Source organism: Bradyrhizobium sp. IC3123 (assembly GCF_020193625.1).
GTDB lineage: Bacteria > Pseudomonadota > Alphaproteobacteria > Rhizobiales > Xanthobacteraceae > Bradyrhizobium > Bradyrhizobium yuanmingense.
Map to the genome: position 1 here is coordinate 351,866 of NZ_JADYVF010000005.1, position 16,123 is coordinate 367,988.

Below are 16,123 nucleotides of genomic sequence, written 5' to 3' on the forward strand. Positions count from 1 at the left end.
CTCTGGACGATCAGCCCGACTTCCTTTTATGAGTACACGGCCTTTCTGTCCTCACGCGGCGGAAATCGTCTTCCGCTCAGCACTTCGCATCTGTGATCGCTTGAGGCTGCTCTACCTCATTCAAGCCAATGGCGTTGCATTGTTGGAAATGGGAAGATAGCTCGAGGTCAGCCAGATGATACCAGTATTCTGCCTCTGCGAGCAGCTTCCATTTGTTCATGCTGTTGTACGCGGCCTGTTGACGGCACAGTGAGCTCATCGCACGCAAGCGTCGCACTTTCTCCACCGCGAACCTCCCTCCGCGCCCGCTTGGTCGCAAGCGCATTTGTGTCGGCAGAGCTTCGCAGATCGAATTGACGAGTGATAGTCCGGGATTCGACGGTAAAATCGATGATAGCGCAATCGTCTGACTTTTCACGAGACACTCGAGGCAACTACACCACCGTCCGATGTCGCTGGATGCAGGTCTTCAGCACCTCGTCCATCGGCTTGCCCCACCATTCGTTGGAGAAGATCTCGATCTCGGAATAGCCGGCAAAGCCCTGCGCTTCGACCGCTGCACGCACCGATTTGATGTCGATGACGCCGTCGCCCATCATGCCGCGGTCGTTGAGGATGTCCCTGGTCGGCACCAGCCAGTCGCAGACATGGAACGCCAGCAGGCGGTCCCGGCCGGCGCGTGCGATCTGGTCCATCAGCTCCGGGTCCCACCAGATGTGATAGACGTCGAGCGCGACGCCGAGCATGCCGGTGCGGCCGGGGTCGAGCCGGTCGCAGATATCGAGCGCCTGCTTGGTTGTGTTCACGCAGGCGCGGTCGGCCGCATAGGCCGGATGCAACGGCTCGATCGCCAACGGCAGCTTGGCTTGCCTCGCGTAGTCGAGCATGTCAGCGAGCGCTTCCTCGACCTGCCCGCGCGCTGCCACCAGATCCTTCGAAGCCTCACTGCCCAACCGCGAATATTGCGGCAGGCCGCCGACGACGAGGACGATGCAGGGCGCGCCCAGTGCCTTGGCTTCATCGACACAGCGCCTGTTATCGTCGCGCACTTCGCCCCGGCGCGAGACATCCGAGGTGAACATGCCGCCGCGGCAATAGCCTGAGAGATCAAGGCCAGCCTCGCGCACCGCGCGCGCGACGCGGTCGAGACCGACGTTCGCGACCTGGTCGCGCCAGGGATCGATGGCTCGGATGCCGTGCTTCGCGCAGGCCTCGATGATGGCGACGAGGTCACCCTGCTTGCGGACGGTCGCCGTGTTCAGCGACAGCCAGCGGTGGTCGGACGAAAAATCGCGCATCAGGATTCGATACCGTGGGTGGCGAGCACGGTTTTCATCCGTTGCGTCGCGAGTTCAGGGTTGGCGAGCAGGCCGGCCTTGTCAGCGAGACGGAACAGTTCGGCCAAATGCAGCGTGGACCGCGTGCTCTCCTGTCCGCCGACCATGGTGAAGTGATCCTGGTGTCCGTTGAGATAGGCCATGAACACGACGCCGGTCTTGTAGAACCGCGTCGGCGCCTTGAAGATGTGACGCGACAGCGGGACCGTCGGGCCAAGCACGTCGTGGAAGCCGGCCTCGTCGCCTGCCGCCAGCCGCGACAGCGCGTAGGACGCCGCCGGCGCGATGGCATCGAAGATGCCGAGCAACGCGTGTGAAAAACCTTCGCTATCGCCGGCGATCAGCTCCGCGTAGTTGAAATCGTCGCCGGTATACATCTTGATCCGCTTGTCCAGACGCCGGCGCATGTCGATCTCGCGCTGCTTGTCGAGCAGCGAGACCTTGACGCCGTCGACCTTGGCGGCATTGCCGTTGATGATGGCGACGGCAATGTCCATGGCCTTGTCGAGATCCCTCGTGCCCCAATAGCCCGCCAGCGCCGGATCGAACATGTCGCCGAGCCAGTGGATGATGACGGGCTCACGGACTTGCGAGAGCACGCGGTCATAGACTTTGGCGTAATCGTCGGCATTGCGACCGAGTTTTGCGAGGGCCCGCGAGGCCATCAGGATGATGCGGCCGCCGACTTTCTCCACCGCCGAGATCTGCTCTTCATAGGCGCGGATCACGTCGTCGAGGCTCCCAGCGTCCTCGACCGCGAGATGATCGGTGCCTGCACCGGAGAACACCAGCGCATTGCGCCGCTTGGCGGCGGCGACCGAGCGCGTGATCAGCTCCAGCGAGGTCGGCCAGTCCAGCCCCATGCCGCGCTGCGCGGTGTCCATGGCTTCGGCAACGCCGAGGCCGAGGTCCCAGACGTGCTCGCGGAAGGCGATGGTCTTGTCCCAGTCGACGGCGGCCGACAGCCAGGGATCGTTGTCGGCAAAGGGATCAGCCACCGTGTGCACGGCCGAGAAGGCGATGCGGTTCAGCGGCCCCTCGAGCTTTGCGGGGAACGTGCGCGAGGCCGCGAGCCGATAGGTCTCGATCGAGCGATCGGCTTTGGGCAGCTTCAGCGACAAAGACGACATCGGTTGGACTGGCTTGTTCATGATTTCGAACCTCTCCCCGTCATTGCGAGCGAAGCGAAGCAATCCAGACTGCCTCTGCGGAAAGATTCTGGATTGCTTCGCTTCGCTCGCAATGACGGCTCAGTAGACATCGGGATTATCCGACTGACCTCAAACCTTGATGGGCGCGACGTCGATCCAGCGCCGCTCCTTCCAGCTCTTCAGCGCGCATTCGGCGAGCTGAACGCCCTTGGCGCCTTCGAGCAGTGTGAACTTGTAAGGGGCGTCCTCGTAGACGTGGCGGATGAACATCTCCCATTGCTCCCTAAAGCCGTTGTCGTAGGTGACGTTGTCGGGCAGCTTCTGCCAGTCGCCGTAGAAGTCGTGCAGCCGCTTCTCGTCGGGATTCCACACCGGGCGCGGTGTCGCCTGCCGCGCCTGGATCATGCAATCGGTGAGGCCCGCGACCGCCGAGCCGAGCGTGCCGTCGACCTGAAAGGTGACGAGGTCGTCGCGATAGACCCGCGTCACCCAGGACATGTTGATGTGGGCGATGATGCCACCCTCCAGCTGGAACGTGGCGTAGGCGGAATCGTCCGCGGTTGCCTTGTACTTCTGGCCCTGCTCGTCATAGCGCTCGGGGATGTCGGTGTTGCCGATGCAGCTGACGCTCTGGACGTTGCCGAAGAGGTTGTCGAGCACGTAGCGCCAGTGGCAGACCATGTCGAGGATGATGCCGCCGCCATCCTCATCGCGATAGTTCCAGGACGGCCGCTGCGCCTCCTGCCAGCCGCCCTCGAATACCCAATAGCCGAACTCGCCGCGCACCGAGAGGATGCGCCCGAAGAAGCCGGAATCGCGCAGGAAAGCGATCTTCTTCAGCCCCGGCAGGAACAGCTTGTCCTGCACCGTGCCGTGCTTGACGCCCTTGGCATTGGCGAGCTTGACGACCTCGACGGCCTCCTCGAAATTCGTCGCGATCGGCTTCTCGCAATAGACGTGCTTGCCGGCGTTGATGGCCTGGGTCAGCAGGCCGGGCCGCGCCTGCGTCGTCGCGGCGTCGAAGAACATGGTGTCGTTCTTGTCGGCGAGCGCGGCATCGAGATCGGTGGTCCAGCGGGTAATGTTGTAGCGCTTGGCCAGCGCCTCGACCTTGTCGGCGCTGCGGCCGACCAGGATCGGGTCGGGCATGACACGGTCACCGTTCTTCAGGCGCACGCCGCCCTGGTCGCGGATCGCGACGATCGAGCGGATCAGATGCTGGTTGAGCCCCATCCGGCCGGTGACGCCGTTCATGATGAGGCCGAGGCGTTGGGTGGTCATGCCAATTGCTCCTGAGATCTTGGCTGGGCGAGCGGGCGCAATGCCAACCAGTCCGGATGGACCGACGAGGCGAAGCCCGCGCAATGAAGCGATCCCGTCAGGAGATCGCCGTCGTGAATGGAGAGCCGGATGCCCCGCCTGGCATCGGCATAGAGATCGGGATGCGCGGCGGCGAAGGCCTGAGCTTCTGCTATGGGCGTTTCACCGAAGCCATCGACGTAGTGGTGGCCGTTCCGCTCGGCGTGGGTGACGCCGATGAAGGCACCGAGCGCAAGATCCTGCTGCACGGCAAGGCCGGCCTGGCAGGTGAGGTCCTCACCAGTGATGAAGAAGGCTTCGCCTTGCGCGCTCCATTTCGCCACACGCGTGGCGTTGATGATGGACTTGTAAAGTCCCTTGCAAGATTTCGAGGAGATGCCGCGATAGCCGAGCGCCCGTGCTGCCGGGAACGCGTCGTAGGAATCGTCGGCTTCGTCGATGATGAAGCCGCGTGTGCCCAGCGCGCCGAGCGGCGTTCGCCGCGTAATGTCGCGCGGCATCGGCTGCTCGACATAGAGCAGGCGCGCGGCAATCGGGCGCAGCGCGGCGTCGCGATTGAGCCCGTCCATCAGCGCCTGTAACGCGGCGAGATCGGCATACTGCTCGTTGGCATCGAGCGTCACCTTGTAGTCGCGTCCAAGCGTGTCGAGCTGCTTGCCGATCCGGGCGAGCCGCGCCGCATCGGCAGCCGGATCGCCGGACAGCTTGAGCTTGAAAAAGCGCGCGCCGGTATTCTCGCGCGGATCGGCAATGCCGCCCTCACCCTCGACGACATCATCAAGGCCGACGGTATGCCTGATGGCAACACGCGCCAGCGGCACCCGGCCGGCGAGAAACGTCCTGATGTCCCGCTCGCTCAGGTCAGGAGAAAGCCGCGCATCGATGCCGGCGATGTTCGCGGCCATTCCTTCAAAGAAGCTGGTCCCTATCGCGCGCAGCAGCGCATCGAGGATGGCCTTGTCGATCTCCGCCGGGCCATAGGCCGCAGCCAGCCCCGGAATGTTCTCTTTCGCGCAGGTCGCGATCTGGGCACCGATGCAGGAGGCATGCAGATCGAACGCCGTCTGGAAGCCGGTCCGTGCCAGATAGAGTCCGCGCGCGATCTCCAGCGAGCGACGCAACTCGTCCACCGTCTGCGCTGGCGACAGCTCCGGCCGCTTGTCGAACCACTTTGGTACCAGCAGCTCGGCGCTGACACCGACGGCGGTGCCCCGGCCCTCGACCTCGATCTCGGCCCGCACGAACAGCTGCGGCGTCGCGTTGATCGTGATCGCACCGAAGCGGAACGGCCGCGCGAACTGCACGGGACGTTCGAAGAAGGCGATGTCTCGCAGCTTCAGGCGGGGGGACATGGTTTCAGTCCAACGCCCCTTGCGAGAAGAAATGCTTGCGGATGCGCTGCACCAGCTCCGTAAACACCGGGTCGGCCATCGCGTCGAGCGAGCGCGGGCGCGGCAGCGGCACGTCGTAGATCGCGGCGATCGCGCCGGGGCGCTCGGTCATGACCAGCACGCGGTCGGCGAGGAACACGGCTTCCGGAATCGAATGCGTGATCAAGAGCACGGTCTTCTTCGTCTCGCGCTGGATCCGCATCAATTCGACATTCATGCGCTCGCGTGTCAGCGCGTCGAGCGCGCCGAACGGCTCGTCCATCAGCATGATTTTCGGGTCGTGCACCAGCGCGCGGCAGATCGAGGCGCGCTGCTGCATGCCGCCGGAGAGCTGCCAGGGCAACTTCTTCTCGAAGCCTTCGAGGCCGACCAGCTTCAGCAGCGACTTGGCGCGGTCGAGATATTCCTGGCGCGGCAGGCGCTTCATGTCGATCGGCAGCATCACGTTGGAGAGGATGTTGCGCCAGGGCAAGAGCAGCGCGTTCTGGAACACGATGCCGACATTGCCGTGCGGCGTCGTCACCTTCTGGCCCTCGACCAGGATCTCGCCCGTGGTCGGCGCCAGCAGACCCGAGATCAATTTGAGCAGCGTCGACTTGCCGCAACCGGATGGGCCGACCACGACGAAGAACTCGCCGTCATTGATGTGGAAGTCGAGCGGCCGCAGCGACGGCACGTCGCCGTCGCGCGTCCGGTAGGTCTTCGACACGCCCGACAGCTTGATGCCCGACGCATCGCCGGCAGCCCGGTCGCTCACCAGTCTCAGATGAGCGGCCGACTGCGCGGTTTCACTCATGACAGTCGCAGGTTTCACGAGCCGCTCTTCGGCAGGTAATCGCTGGTGTAGAAAGCCTTCGGGTTCTCCTTGGCCTTGGCGTCGAGGCCGCCATATTCGACCAGCAGGTTGACGGTCTCGGTCATGTTCTGGTCGGTGACCTGGAACGGCCGCTTGCCCTTGGTCTCCGCGGTCCGGTAGAGCGGGATGGTCAGCTCAAAACCCTGCGTCAGCGTGTCGATCTTGCCGCCCTTGGGGTTGGCATCGAGGATCGATTGCGCCGCCGCCTTCGGCTCCTTCTCGGCAGCTTCGACCGCCTTGGTCGTCGCCGACATGAAGCGGCGGACGAGGTCCGCATTGGCCTTCACATAGTCGGTGTTGGCGATGACGCCCGAGGAGACCATGTTGATGCCGTAGTCGGCGAACTTGATCGGATAGACATCCTTGCCGGTGGCGTCCTTGATCTTCATCGACTGGTCCATGACGTAGCCGAGCAGGAGATCGGCCTGGCCGTTGATGACGGCGTTGAGCTTGGTCTGGCCGTCGCCGGCGACGGTCTTGAAGTCGCTTTCCTTCAGGCCGGTCTTCTTCAGGAACAGCGGCCAGATCTGCGTCATGGAATCGGCCGGCGTGATCGCCACCGTCTTGCCCTTAATGTCTTCAGGCTTCCTGATGTTCTTGTCGGCGAAGCCCATGGCGGACATCGGGCTCGTTTGCAGCAGCACGCCGGTTGCGACCACGGGCGCGCCCTTGATCGCGGCGCGCATCATGGTGGGGACGTCGACATAGCCGAAGTCCGCGGTCTTGGCGGCAACCGCCTGCGTGGTCGCAGCCGAGCCGCGGCCTTCCTGGATCTCGAGCTCGATGCCTTCGGCGGCGTAGATGCCCTTGGCCTTGCCGTAATAGAACGGCGCGTGCTCGCCATAGACGTACCAGTTCAGCATCAGCACGACCTTGTCGGCTGCCTGCGCCGGCATGGCTGCGAACGCCATCAGTGCTACGGATGCAGCTCCAATCAACCGCTTCATCGTTTTTCTCCCTTGCCGTTGGTTGCGTCGGCCGTTGGTGGCCGCTCGTTGCTTTAGTCAGGATGCAAAGATCATGTCCTCGCGCTGGCTGACATGCCAGGGAATGACCAGCTTCTCGACCCGGTCGACGATCCAGAACAGGACCACGCCGAGCAGCGCCAGGATCACCAGCGCCGCGAACATCGTCGGCAGGTCGAAAGTGCCGATCGAGCGCTGCATCACGTAGCCGATGCCGGAATTGGAGCCGACGAACTCGCCGACCACCGCGCCGACCACGGCCAGCGTCACCGACACTTTGAGACCGGAGAAGATCGCCGGCAGCGCATGCGGCAGGTTCACCGCGCGGAACACCTGCAGGCGGCTGCCCTGCATGGCACGGGCGAGATCGACCATATCGGGATCGACCGATTTGAAGCCTTGCACCGCGGAGACCACGACCGGGAAGAAGCCGAGCAGGAACGCCGAGATCACCTTGGGAATGATGCCGAAGCCGAACCACACCACAAACAGCGGGGCGATCGCGATCTTCGGCACCGATTGCGAGAACACCAGCAGTGGATAGACGTAGCTCTCCACCGTCTTCGAGCCCGCGATCAACATCGCGACGGGAATGCCGAACAGTGCCGACAGCAGGAAGCCGCAGACGGTCGCATAGGTGGTCGGCCAGGACTGGCGCAGCAGCTCCGGCCATTCGGTGCGCAGCACGGCGACGACGTCGAGCGGCGCCGGGATTTGGTACGCGGGGATTCTGAACAGCCGGATCGCGAGATCCCAGGCGACGACGATGAAGACCAGGAACAAGAACGGCCGAACCCAGGCTGCATTCAGCAGCTTGGAAACAGCGTTTTGCGGCTTCGGCTCGGCCAATTTTCACTCCCGGCAGTCTTTTCGTTATGGGGAGAAATTAACCCGTTGGATAAATACTGTCCAGAGCTTTCCCTGTGACGTTTTGTGCTCGGGGTTCCGGGAGCTTTTGGGGACGGGACTATCGCCTTCCGTGTCCCGGACGCGCTGCAATGTAAGCGTTGCTGCGCTGCGTCGGGGCACGGGGGCGGAGTGAGGTGCACGCGCCTCCACGTGGTCATTGCGAGCGCAGCGAAGCAATCCAGAATCTTTCCGCGGAGACAGTCTGGATTGCTTCGCTGCGCTCGCAATGACGGAGCAAGGCGCCCCATCATGGCTACGGGCTACACCGCCTGCACGACCGCGGCGCGCGACTTCGGCGTCTTCGCGATCTCGAACAGCGCCGCGGATTGCCCCGTCAGCGCGGCCAGCACCAGGCCCACCATATGCGCCAACCGCTCCTCCTTGGCCTTCTTGTCCAGGAGATCGCGGCCAAAGATCACGCTGAGCGTTGCCGAATTGGAGAGATAGAAGAAGCTGAGCGCTGCAATCGAGATGTAGAGCTGCACCGGATCGACCGCGACCTGGAAATCGCCGCTATCGACGCCGCGGCGCACCACGGTGCGGATCATCTCGACGAAGGGCGAATGCATGGACTTGACCTTGGTCGATTTCTTCAGGTGCTTGGCGCGCGCGAGGTTCTCGGTCTGCAGCAGCGAGAGGAATTCGGGATTGCGCAGGAAGTAGTTCCAGGTGAACTCGATCAGGCGGCGGATCGCCTCGGGCGGATCGAGATGTTCGAGGTCGAGCCCGCGCTCCTCGCTGCGGATCTTGTCATAGGCGCCTTCGAGCACCGCGAGATAGAGCTCGTCCTTGTTGCCGACGTGATAGTACAGCATGCGCTTGTTGGCGCCGGCCTTGGCGGCGATGCGGTCGACGCGCGCGCCGGCAAGGCCATGGGCGGAAAACTCCTGCTTGGCGGCTTCGAGAATGCGCAGCCGCATCCCCTCGGGGTCGCGCTGCCATTTCAGAGTTCGCTTTGCCTTCGCCAAACCGGGTGCTCGCTGGGTGCCGACAAGACGCGTGTAGCACGCGAGCGTGAGTTTGAGAATGTTCGTCATTCCGGGGCGCGCCTCTTGGCGCGAGCCCGGAATCCATTGGGCGGCAGAGTCAGCCGCGAAATGGATTCCGGGTTCGATGCTACGCATCGCCCCGGAATGACAGAATCACTCCACCGGCTTCGGCGAACGCTCCAGCAGCACGGTCTGGATTCCGCAGGTGCCGTTGCGCACGGTCATGATGCGCGTCCCCGGCTTGCGGCCGGTGCGCACATCGCTGACGTCGAGTCCGCTCGCGATCAGGCGGGCGCGGGTGGCGTCGATGTCGCCGACCCGCCAGCTCAGGCCCCAGAGCCGGTCATGCGCGGCATCGCCGCCCGCGACCGGGCGGCGCACCACCTCGACGATGAGGTCGCCGCAGCGGAAGAACATCAACTGGCCCCAGTCCTGGTGCGAGCGGTCGAGCGCGAGATCAAGACCGAGCCGGGCGCCGTAGAGCGCGGCGGCGCGCTCGGAATCCTCCGTGGTGACGACGACATGGTCGAGCCCCTCGATCGGCGCGATGTCGGTCACGGCGGACTTCGGACGCTCGTCGGCCAGTTCCAGGAAGAACATGCGCACGCCGCGCGTCAGCTCGGTGGCGGCCCGCGTGCGCTTCCAGTGCAGCACGGCGTCGGTGGCGGCGTCGCTGCTCTCGACCTCGGCGACCGTATCAGGCCTCAGGGCCACCCGCTCCAGCCGCCGGTGCATCTTGCCGATGTCGGCGACACGAAAGCACAGGCTGGCGAGGATGCCTTCCTGGTCGCCGAGCAGTGCGCGCATGCGGTCGGCGGTGACGCTGAACCCGTGAGGGGCCATCAGCTCGACGGTCACGTTGTCGAGGGTGAACAGCACCCGGTCGGCGCCCTCGCCCGAGTTCTGCCAGGCCGGCGCGCGGGCGAGCAGCGTCTGATAGGCCGCCTTGGCCGCACCGATATCGCCTACGAGAACGACGATGTGATCGAGGCCGATGATCATTCTGCACCCTTTTTGTGGACGGGGAACCCCGGGAGCGAAAGACGGCGTTTGTCCGGGCTTGGCATGGGCCAGTGATGGTCGTATTCCCGGACCATGCTGACCTCAAGCGCTTCGGGCGGCAGATTTGCGAATAATTTCAGCGTCCCCCCGGAGCGGAACCGGTGCTAGAGTAATCTCGCCGGCCGGGACCACAAGCGCATCACGGACAAGCAATGCAGGCTCTCTTCATCGGACAGACCTATATCGACGTCGTTTTCATCACCGACCACATGCCGACCGGCGACGAGAAACACGTGGCGCGTGACTACGCGGTCTCCTTCGGCGGCAATGCGGTGACGGCCGCGTTCTGCTGCGCCAAGCTCGGCATCGTGCCGGACCTGATCGCGACCGCAGCCAATGACTGGCTGGGGCGCATGTTCCAGGACATGTGCGCGAAGTACGGCATCTCGCTGCATGGGCGCAAGGTCAACCAGTCCTCGCTCTCCTTCATCATGCCCAAGGACGGCAAGCGCGCCATCGTCCGCTGCCGCGACGACGAGCACATCCACCCCTTTCCGATGCTCAATCTCGGCGGCTGCCGCGCGCTGCATGTCGACGGCCACCAGCCGGATGCCGCCATCCACTACGCCAAGGTGTGCCGCGAGGCCGGCATCCTGACCTCGCTCGACGGCGGCGGCCTGCGCACCAACACCCATGAGCTGCTCGAATTCATCGACGTCGCCATCGTCGCCGAGCGCCTGTGCGAGCAGATGGATCTGACGCCGGAGAAGATGCTCGACTATCTCAAGAGCCGCGGCTGCAAGATCGGCGGCGTCACCATGGGCGAGAAGGGCCTGTTCTGGTACGACGAAACAGGCACGGTGCAGGTGATGCCGGCGATGCCGATCCCGCGCGAGCGCGTGATCGACACCAACGGCGCTGGCGACGTCTTCCACGGCGCCTATGTCTATTCCTACCTCGCCCATCCCGGCAAAAGCTGGCGCGAGCATTTCGACTTTGCCCGCGCCGCCTCGACCTACAAGATCCAGCGCCTCGGCAACGAGGCCGGCTTGCCGACGCTGGTCGATATCGCCAAGGTCAGGCACGAGTTCGAGGTCAGGGTCTAGAAAGAGATGGGGCGGGTCTTCGTTGCCGGCAGCATCAACATGGATGTGGTGGCGACGGCCGATCGCCATCCACGAATCGGCGAGACCGTCGCCGGCCGCCAGGTCCTGTATTTCCCAGGCGGCAAGGGCGCGAACCAGGCGGTCGCGGCCTCGCGGTTAGGGGCGCGGACCACGCTGATCGGGCGGCTGGGCAGGGATTCGTTGGGCGCTGAGCTGAAGGCCTTTCTCGGCGACCAGGGCATCGACCTCGGCTATGTCGTGGAGACGGCCGAGGCGCACACCGGGACGGCCATCATCACGGTGGCCGAGGCCGACAACACCATCGTCGTCGTTCCCGGAGCGAACGGGCTGGTCGGCGCTGATGACGTCAAGGTCGTGCCGCTGCTGAAGGGCGACGTCGCCGTCAGCCAGTTCGAGATTCCGCTGCCGACGATCGCTGCCTTCTTCCACCGCGCCCGCGCGGCGGGGGCAGTGACCGTGCTGAACCCGGCGCCGGCGCAGAAGATGCCGGGCGAGCTGCTGGCGCTGGTCGACATCCTCGTGCTGAACGAAACTGAGCTCGGCTTCCTCGCCGGCGTTGAGCTCTCCGAGAGCGACGCGGCCGACCGCATCATCGATGTCGCGCGAAAACTTCAGGCGCGCGAGGACCAGACCATCTGCGTCACGCTCGGCAAGCGCGGCGTGCTCGCGCTCGCCGGGCACGAGGAGATCTCGGTGGCCGGCCGTGTGGTGAAGGCACTCGACACCACCGGCGCCGGCGACTGCTTCGTCGGCGCGCTCGCCGCGCAACTCGCTGATGGCGCGCCCTTGCGTGAGGCGCTGACGTTCGCCAATGCCGCCGCCTCGATCAGCGTGCAGCGCATGGGCGCCGGACCGTCGATGCCGACGGGGGCGGAAGTGGCGGCGATACTGTAGAGGCCTCTTCGCCTCTCCCCGCTTGCGGGGAGAGGTCGGAATTTGCGAGAGCAAATTCCGGGTGAGGGGGACTCTCCGCGAGTCCGACTGCTATCCTATGCGCGGAGAAAGCCCCTCACCCCAGCCCTCTCCCCGTAAGAACGGGGAGAGGGAGAAGAACTTCATGCCAGCGCGCTCTTGAGGTCGAAGCTCTCGTCCGCGGCCTGCTCCGGCGTGATGGAGCGGTCCATAGCCTGCAATCTCCGGCCGAACATGTGATCGCCGGCGCGGTTGATGGATTCGATTCCGAGCAGCTTGTCGCCGTGATAGCAGAACGCCGAGAATGCCTTCTTGGCGGGATCGCCGCGCAGCACGACGCGGTCGTAGCCGGTCGTCAGCCCCGCGATCTGGAGCTTGTCGTCGCCCTGATCGCTCCAGAACCAGGGATGGCTGTCGTACGGTTTCTTATCCCCGGTCAGCTTTGCTGCGAGGCAGCGGGCCTGATCGGTGGCGTTCTGCACCGATTCCAGCCGCAGCGATCCGCCGAAGCGCGGGCTTGCGAACAGCGCGCAATCGCCAATGGCCGAAATGTTGGGATCAGCCGTCGACAGATATTCATCGACGATGATGCCGGCGGCGACCGGCAGCCCTGCCTCGGCCGCGAGTTCGATGTTCGGCAGCACGCCGACGCCGACCACGACGAGGTCGGCCGGCAGATGCCGCCCGTCGCTCAAGGACACGCCGGTGACCTTGCCGGCCTCGGCTTCGATCGAGGTCGCCTGCACACCGAGATGGATACGGATGCCGGCCTCGCGGTGGCGCGCCTGAAAATATTCGGAGACCTCCGCCGTCACCGCCCGCGCCATCACACGCGGGGCGAGCTCGAGCACGTCGACCTCGAGGCCCTTGATGCGGGCGGTCGCGGCGAATTCGAGGCCGATGAAGCCGGCGCCGATGATCACGGCGCGCGTCTTCGACGGCATGATCGCGCGCAGCGCCTCGCTGTCATCGAGAATGCGCAGATATTTCACGTCGGGCAGATTGGCATTGGGCAAATCGAGCAGGCGATTGCGCGCGCCGGTCGCCAGCACGAGGTGCCAATAGTCCAGCGTCTCGCCGGATGCGAGATGCACCTTACGCGCGGCGCGGTCGATCGAGGCGGCGCGGCCGGCGATCAGTTCGATGCTCTGGTCCTGGTAAAACTTCTCAGGCCTGAACATCAGGCTCTCCGGGCCCGCGGAGCCCTTGATGTAGGCCTTGGACAGCGGCGGCCGCTGATAGGGCAGATGCGGCTCGTCATTGATCAGGCAGATGCGCTCGGCAAAGCCGGCCTGGCGCAGCGATGCCGCGATCTGGTAGCCGCCATGGCCGGCACCGACGATGATCACCGGGCCAGTCATCGGACAGCCCATTTCCGGAAGACACGAGCGTGACCCATGCCGCCTCCTCTCTCGCTGATTTTGCTTGCTGGCCTTGCGAGGAGCCGGCGCTCGTGTCCGTCCCTTGGCGAAAGCGGCTCCATTTGAGCCTATCGTTCCGCCCGGCGCAAGAGCGGTGGTTCGGGGATTGTCACCCCTGCCCTTCTGCGATTTAGTTCGAGCCTCGACCTCCTGCCGGAGAATCCAGATGACCGCTCCCGTCTCAAAGCCCGACGATCCCGCCCTGCTCAAGGTCGACGGCCCGATCGCGACCATCACGCTGAACCGCCCTGCCGCATTCAACGCGATCGATCTTGCGATTGCCCAGAAGCTCGAGCAGCTCGCAACCTATATCGAAGGCGCCGACGACATCCGCGTCGTGGTGCTCGAAGGCGAAGGCCGCGCGTTCTGCGCCGGCGGCGACCTGCAGACGATCGGGGCCGCCGCCGAAGCCGGCACGGTGACGCCCGTCGTCGGCGAGCTATTGAAGCACTATCACGCCTTCATCGAGATCATCAGGCGCATGCCGAAGATCTCGCTGTCGAGCGTGCACGGCTCGGCCGCCGGCGCCGGCATGGGCCTCGCCTTCGTCACCGATCTCTGCATCGCCGCTGACGATGCCAAGTTCACGCCGGCCTATGCCAAGATCGGGGTGTCGCCGGACGGCGGCTCGACGGTCGGCATCGTCGGCACGGTCGGCTCCCGCCGGGCGCTGCAGATCTTTCTCGCCGAGGATAATTTTACCGCGCAGCAGGCCTATGAATGGGGCTTGGTTGCCAAGACCGTCCCCGCGGCCGAGTTGAAGACCGCGACGCGAAAACTTGCCGAGCGTCTCGCGCAGAACCCGCCGGCTTCGATCGCCGGCACCAAGCAGCTGGTCTATCAGGCGGCGACCACGCCGGTGAAGCAGCAGCTCGATGCCGAGGAGCACAAGATCATCATGGCGATGAACACGGAAGCGTTCCGCACCGCCGTGAAGAAGTTCACGAGCAAGGGGAAGTAGCGAGGCGGTGGCTCAGCCCTTCGCGGGGCCATTCCTCTGCATGAAGTCGAAATCGCAGCCCTCGTCGGCCTGCAGGATGGTCTCGTTGAACAGCCAGGCGTAGCCGCGCCGCGCCTCTTCCGGCGCGGCCACCGGCTTCAACGCAGCGCGGCGCCGCTCCAGCTCGGCGGCGTCAACCAAGAGCTCGATGCTGCGCTTGGCCACATCAAGGCGGATCATGTCGCCGTTCTCAACCAGCGCCAGCGGCCCGCCGACGGCGGATTCCGGGGTGATGTGCAGCACGATGGTGCCGAACGCGGTGCCGCTCATGCGCGCATCCGAGATGCGCACCATGTCCTTGATGCCGCCGCGCGCGAGCTTCTTCGGGATCGGCAGATAACCGGCTTCCGGCATGCCCGGCGCGCCCTTCGGGCCGGCGTTGCGCAGCACCAGCACGTCGTCGGCGTTGACGTCGAGATCGGGATCGTCGACCCGCAAGGTCATGTCCTCGACGGATTCGAACACGACGGCGCGCCCGGTGTGCTGCAGCAGCTTCGGGCTGGCGGCGGATTGCTTGATGACCGCGCCGCGCGGGGCGAGATTGCCGTGCAGGATGGCGAGGCCGCCCTCCTTCTTGATCGGATTATCACGCGGACGAATCGCATCCTGGCCTGGCACGTCCTCCGCATTCGCCGCGATCTCCCGCAACGTCTGGCCGCTGATGGTCTTGGCATCGAGGTCGACGAGATCGCCGAGCTGCGCCAGCAGCTTCGGCACGCCACCAGCGTGGTGGAAGTGCTCCATATAATGCTCGCCGGACGGCTTGAGATCGACCAGCACCGGCACCTCGCGACCGATCTGGTCGAACGCTGCGAGATCGAGCCGGTGCGGCGAGCGATGCGCCATCGCGGTCAGATGGATCAAGCCGTTGGTCGAGCCGCCGATCGCCTGCAGCACGACTTGCGCGTTCTTGAACGAGGCCGGCGTCAACACGTCGCTCGGCTTCGGGCCCTTGGCCTTGGCCATCTCCGCGGCAACCTTGCCGCTGGCCTCGGCGAGACGGAAACGCTCGGCATGCGGCGCGGGAATCGTCGCGCTCATCGGCAGCGACAGGCCCATCGCCTCGATCATGCAGGCCATGGTCGAGGCCGTGCCCATCACCATGCAGGTGCCGACCGATGGCGCCAGCCGGCCGTTCACCGCCTCGATCTCGGCATCGTCCATGTCGCCGGCGCGATATTTCGCCCAGAGGCGGCGGCAATCGGTGCAGGCCCCCAGCACCTCGCCCTTGTGATGACCGACCACCATGGGACCGACGGGGATGACCACGGTCGGCAGATCGGCGCTGATCGCGGCCATCACCTGCGCCGGCAGCGTCTTGTCGCAGCCGCCGATCACGATCACCGCATCCATCGGCTGGGCGCGGATCATCTCCTCGGTGTCCATCGCCATCAGATTGCGCAGGTACATCGAGGTCGGATGCGCAAAGCTCTCCGCGATCGAGATGGTCGGGAACACGAAGGGCATCGCGCCCGACAGCATCACGCCGCGCTTGGCGGCTTCGATGATGTCAGGGACGTTGCCGTGGCAGGGATTGTAGTCGCTATAGGTGTTGGTGATGCCGACGATCGGGCGCTCCAGCGCGTCGTCAGAATAGCCCATGGCCTTGATGAACGCCTTGCGCAGGAACAGCGAGAAACCGGCATCGCCATAGCTCGTCAGACCCTTGCGCAAGCCACTCGTCATCAGGGCGCTCCCTTCAGCTTTTGTCGTGGTGGTAAGGCCAGCGCCCTGATTGTCAAT

The 16,123-nt window shown here is 64.8% G+C and carries 15 protein-coding genes; 3 read left to right on the plus strand and 12 right to left on the minus strand.

Annotated elements, in window-relative coordinates:
- Window positions 1–76: 76 nt before the first annotated feature.
- From I6F20_RS19175 to I6F20_RS19220, 10 genes are all read right to left on the minus strand, one after another.
- Window positions 77–418 carry a hypothetical protein gene (locus I6F20_RS19175; RefSeq protein WP_346276274.1) on the minus strand — a complete coding sequence of 114 codons (342 nt, stop codon included), beginning with the start codon at window positions 416–418 and terminating at the stop codon, window positions 77–79.
- A 16-nt stretch (window positions 419–434) separates the two neighbouring features.
- Window positions 435–1,298, minus strand: coding sequence for a sugar phosphate isomerase/epimerase family protein (locus tag I6F20_RS19180; protein ID WP_225127391.1), 864 nt, complete (start codon window positions 1,296–1,298; stop codon window positions 435–437).
- Entirely contained in the window at window positions 1,298–2,488 is a 1,191-nt protein-coding gene (locus tag I6F20_RS19185) for a dihydrodipicolinate synthase family protein (RefSeq protein ID WP_225127392.1), read from the minus strand. Before I6F20_RS19185 ends, I6F20_RS19180 begins: the two co-directional genes overlap by 1 nt.
- 129 nt (window positions 2,489–2,617) lie before the next feature.
- Window positions 2,618–3,769: a Gfo/Idh/MocA family protein gene (locus I6F20_RS19190; protein ID WP_225127393.1), complete on the minus strand. Its 1,152-nt coding sequence runs from the start codon at window positions 3,767–3,769 to the stop codon at window positions 2,618–2,620.
- Window positions 3,766–5,160, minus strand: coding sequence for an enolase-like domain-containing protein (locus I6F20_RS19195; protein WP_225127394.1), 1,395 nt, complete (start codon window positions 5,158–5,160; stop codon window positions 3,766–3,768). The genes I6F20_RS19190 and I6F20_RS19195 overlap by 4 nt, the downstream gene beginning before the upstream one ends.
- 4 nt (window positions 5,161–5,164) lie before the next feature.
- Window positions 5,165–5,995, minus strand: a complete 831-nt coding sequence (locus I6F20_RS19200; RefSeq protein ID WP_192893460.1) for an ABC transporter ATP-binding protein — start codon at window positions 5,993–5,995, stop codon at window positions 5,165–5,167.
- Between the two features lie 14 nt (window positions 5,996–6,009).
- Window positions 6,010–7,002, minus strand: coding sequence for an ABC transporter substrate-binding protein (locus I6F20_RS19205; protein ID WP_036025832.1), 993 nt, complete (start codon window positions 7,000–7,002; stop codon window positions 6,010–6,012).
- 57 nt (window positions 7,003–7,059) lie between these two features.
- On the minus strand, window positions 7,060–7,869 hold the full coding sequence (locus tag I6F20_RS19210) for an ABC transporter permease (protein WP_225127396.1): 810 nt from the start codon (window positions 7,867–7,869) through the stop codon (window positions 7,060–7,062).
- Between the two features lie 320 nt (window positions 7,870–8,189).
- Window positions 8,190–8,897, minus strand: a complete 708-nt coding sequence (locus I6F20_RS19215) for a TetR/AcrR family transcriptional regulator (protein WP_193375190.1) — start codon at window positions 8,895–8,897, stop codon at window positions 8,190–8,192.
- A gap of 174 nt (window positions 8,898–9,071) precedes the next feature.
- The gene (locus I6F20_RS19220) at window positions 9,072–9,920 is read right to left on the minus strand and encodes a VOC family protein (RefSeq protein WP_225127398.1); all 849 of its coding nucleotides are present in this window, start codon (window positions 9,918–9,920) and stop codon (window positions 9,072–9,074) included.
- 212 nt (window positions 9,921–10,132) lie between these two features.
- On the opposite strand from I6F20_RS19220, the gene I6F20_RS19225 reads away from it, so the two are divergent.
- On the plus strand, window positions 10,133–11,026 hold the full coding sequence (locus tag I6F20_RS19225; protein WP_057027031.1) for a sugar kinase: 894 nt from the start codon (window positions 10,133–10,135) through the stop codon (window positions 11,024–11,026).
- A gap of 6 nt (window positions 11,027–11,032) precedes the next feature.
- Complete coding sequence (locus tag I6F20_RS19230) at window positions 11,033–11,941, plus strand: ribokinase (RefSeq protein ID WP_225127399.1); 909 nt, start codon at window positions 11,033–11,035, stop codon at window positions 11,939–11,941.
- A 161-nt stretch (window positions 11,942–12,102) separates the two neighbouring features.
- Here I6F20_RS19230 and I6F20_RS19235 read toward each other — a convergent pair whose 3' ends face one another.
- Window positions 12,103–13,320, minus strand: a complete 1,218-nt coding sequence (locus I6F20_RS19235) for an NAD(P)/FAD-dependent oxidoreductase (protein ID WP_036004678.1) — start codon at window positions 13,318–13,320, stop codon at window positions 12,103–12,105.
- 226 nt (window positions 13,321–13,546) lie between these two features.
- On the opposite strand from I6F20_RS19235, the gene I6F20_RS19240 reads away from it, so the two are divergent.
- Complete coding sequence (locus tag I6F20_RS19240; protein ID WP_057027029.1) at window positions 13,547–14,341, plus strand: enoyl-CoA hydratase/isomerase family protein; 795 nt, start codon at window positions 13,547–13,549, stop codon at window positions 14,339–14,341.
- A 12-nt stretch (window positions 14,342–14,353) separates the two neighbouring features.
- Here the strand turns inward: I6F20_RS19240 and I6F20_RS19245 are convergent, their stop codons facing one another.
- A complete protein-coding gene (locus tag I6F20_RS19245) occupies window positions 14,354–16,066 on the minus strand; it encodes an IlvD/Edd family dehydratase (protein ID WP_225127401.1) in 1,713 nt (570 codons plus the stop codon).
- Between the last annotated feature and the right edge of the window lie 57 nt (window positions 16,067–16,123).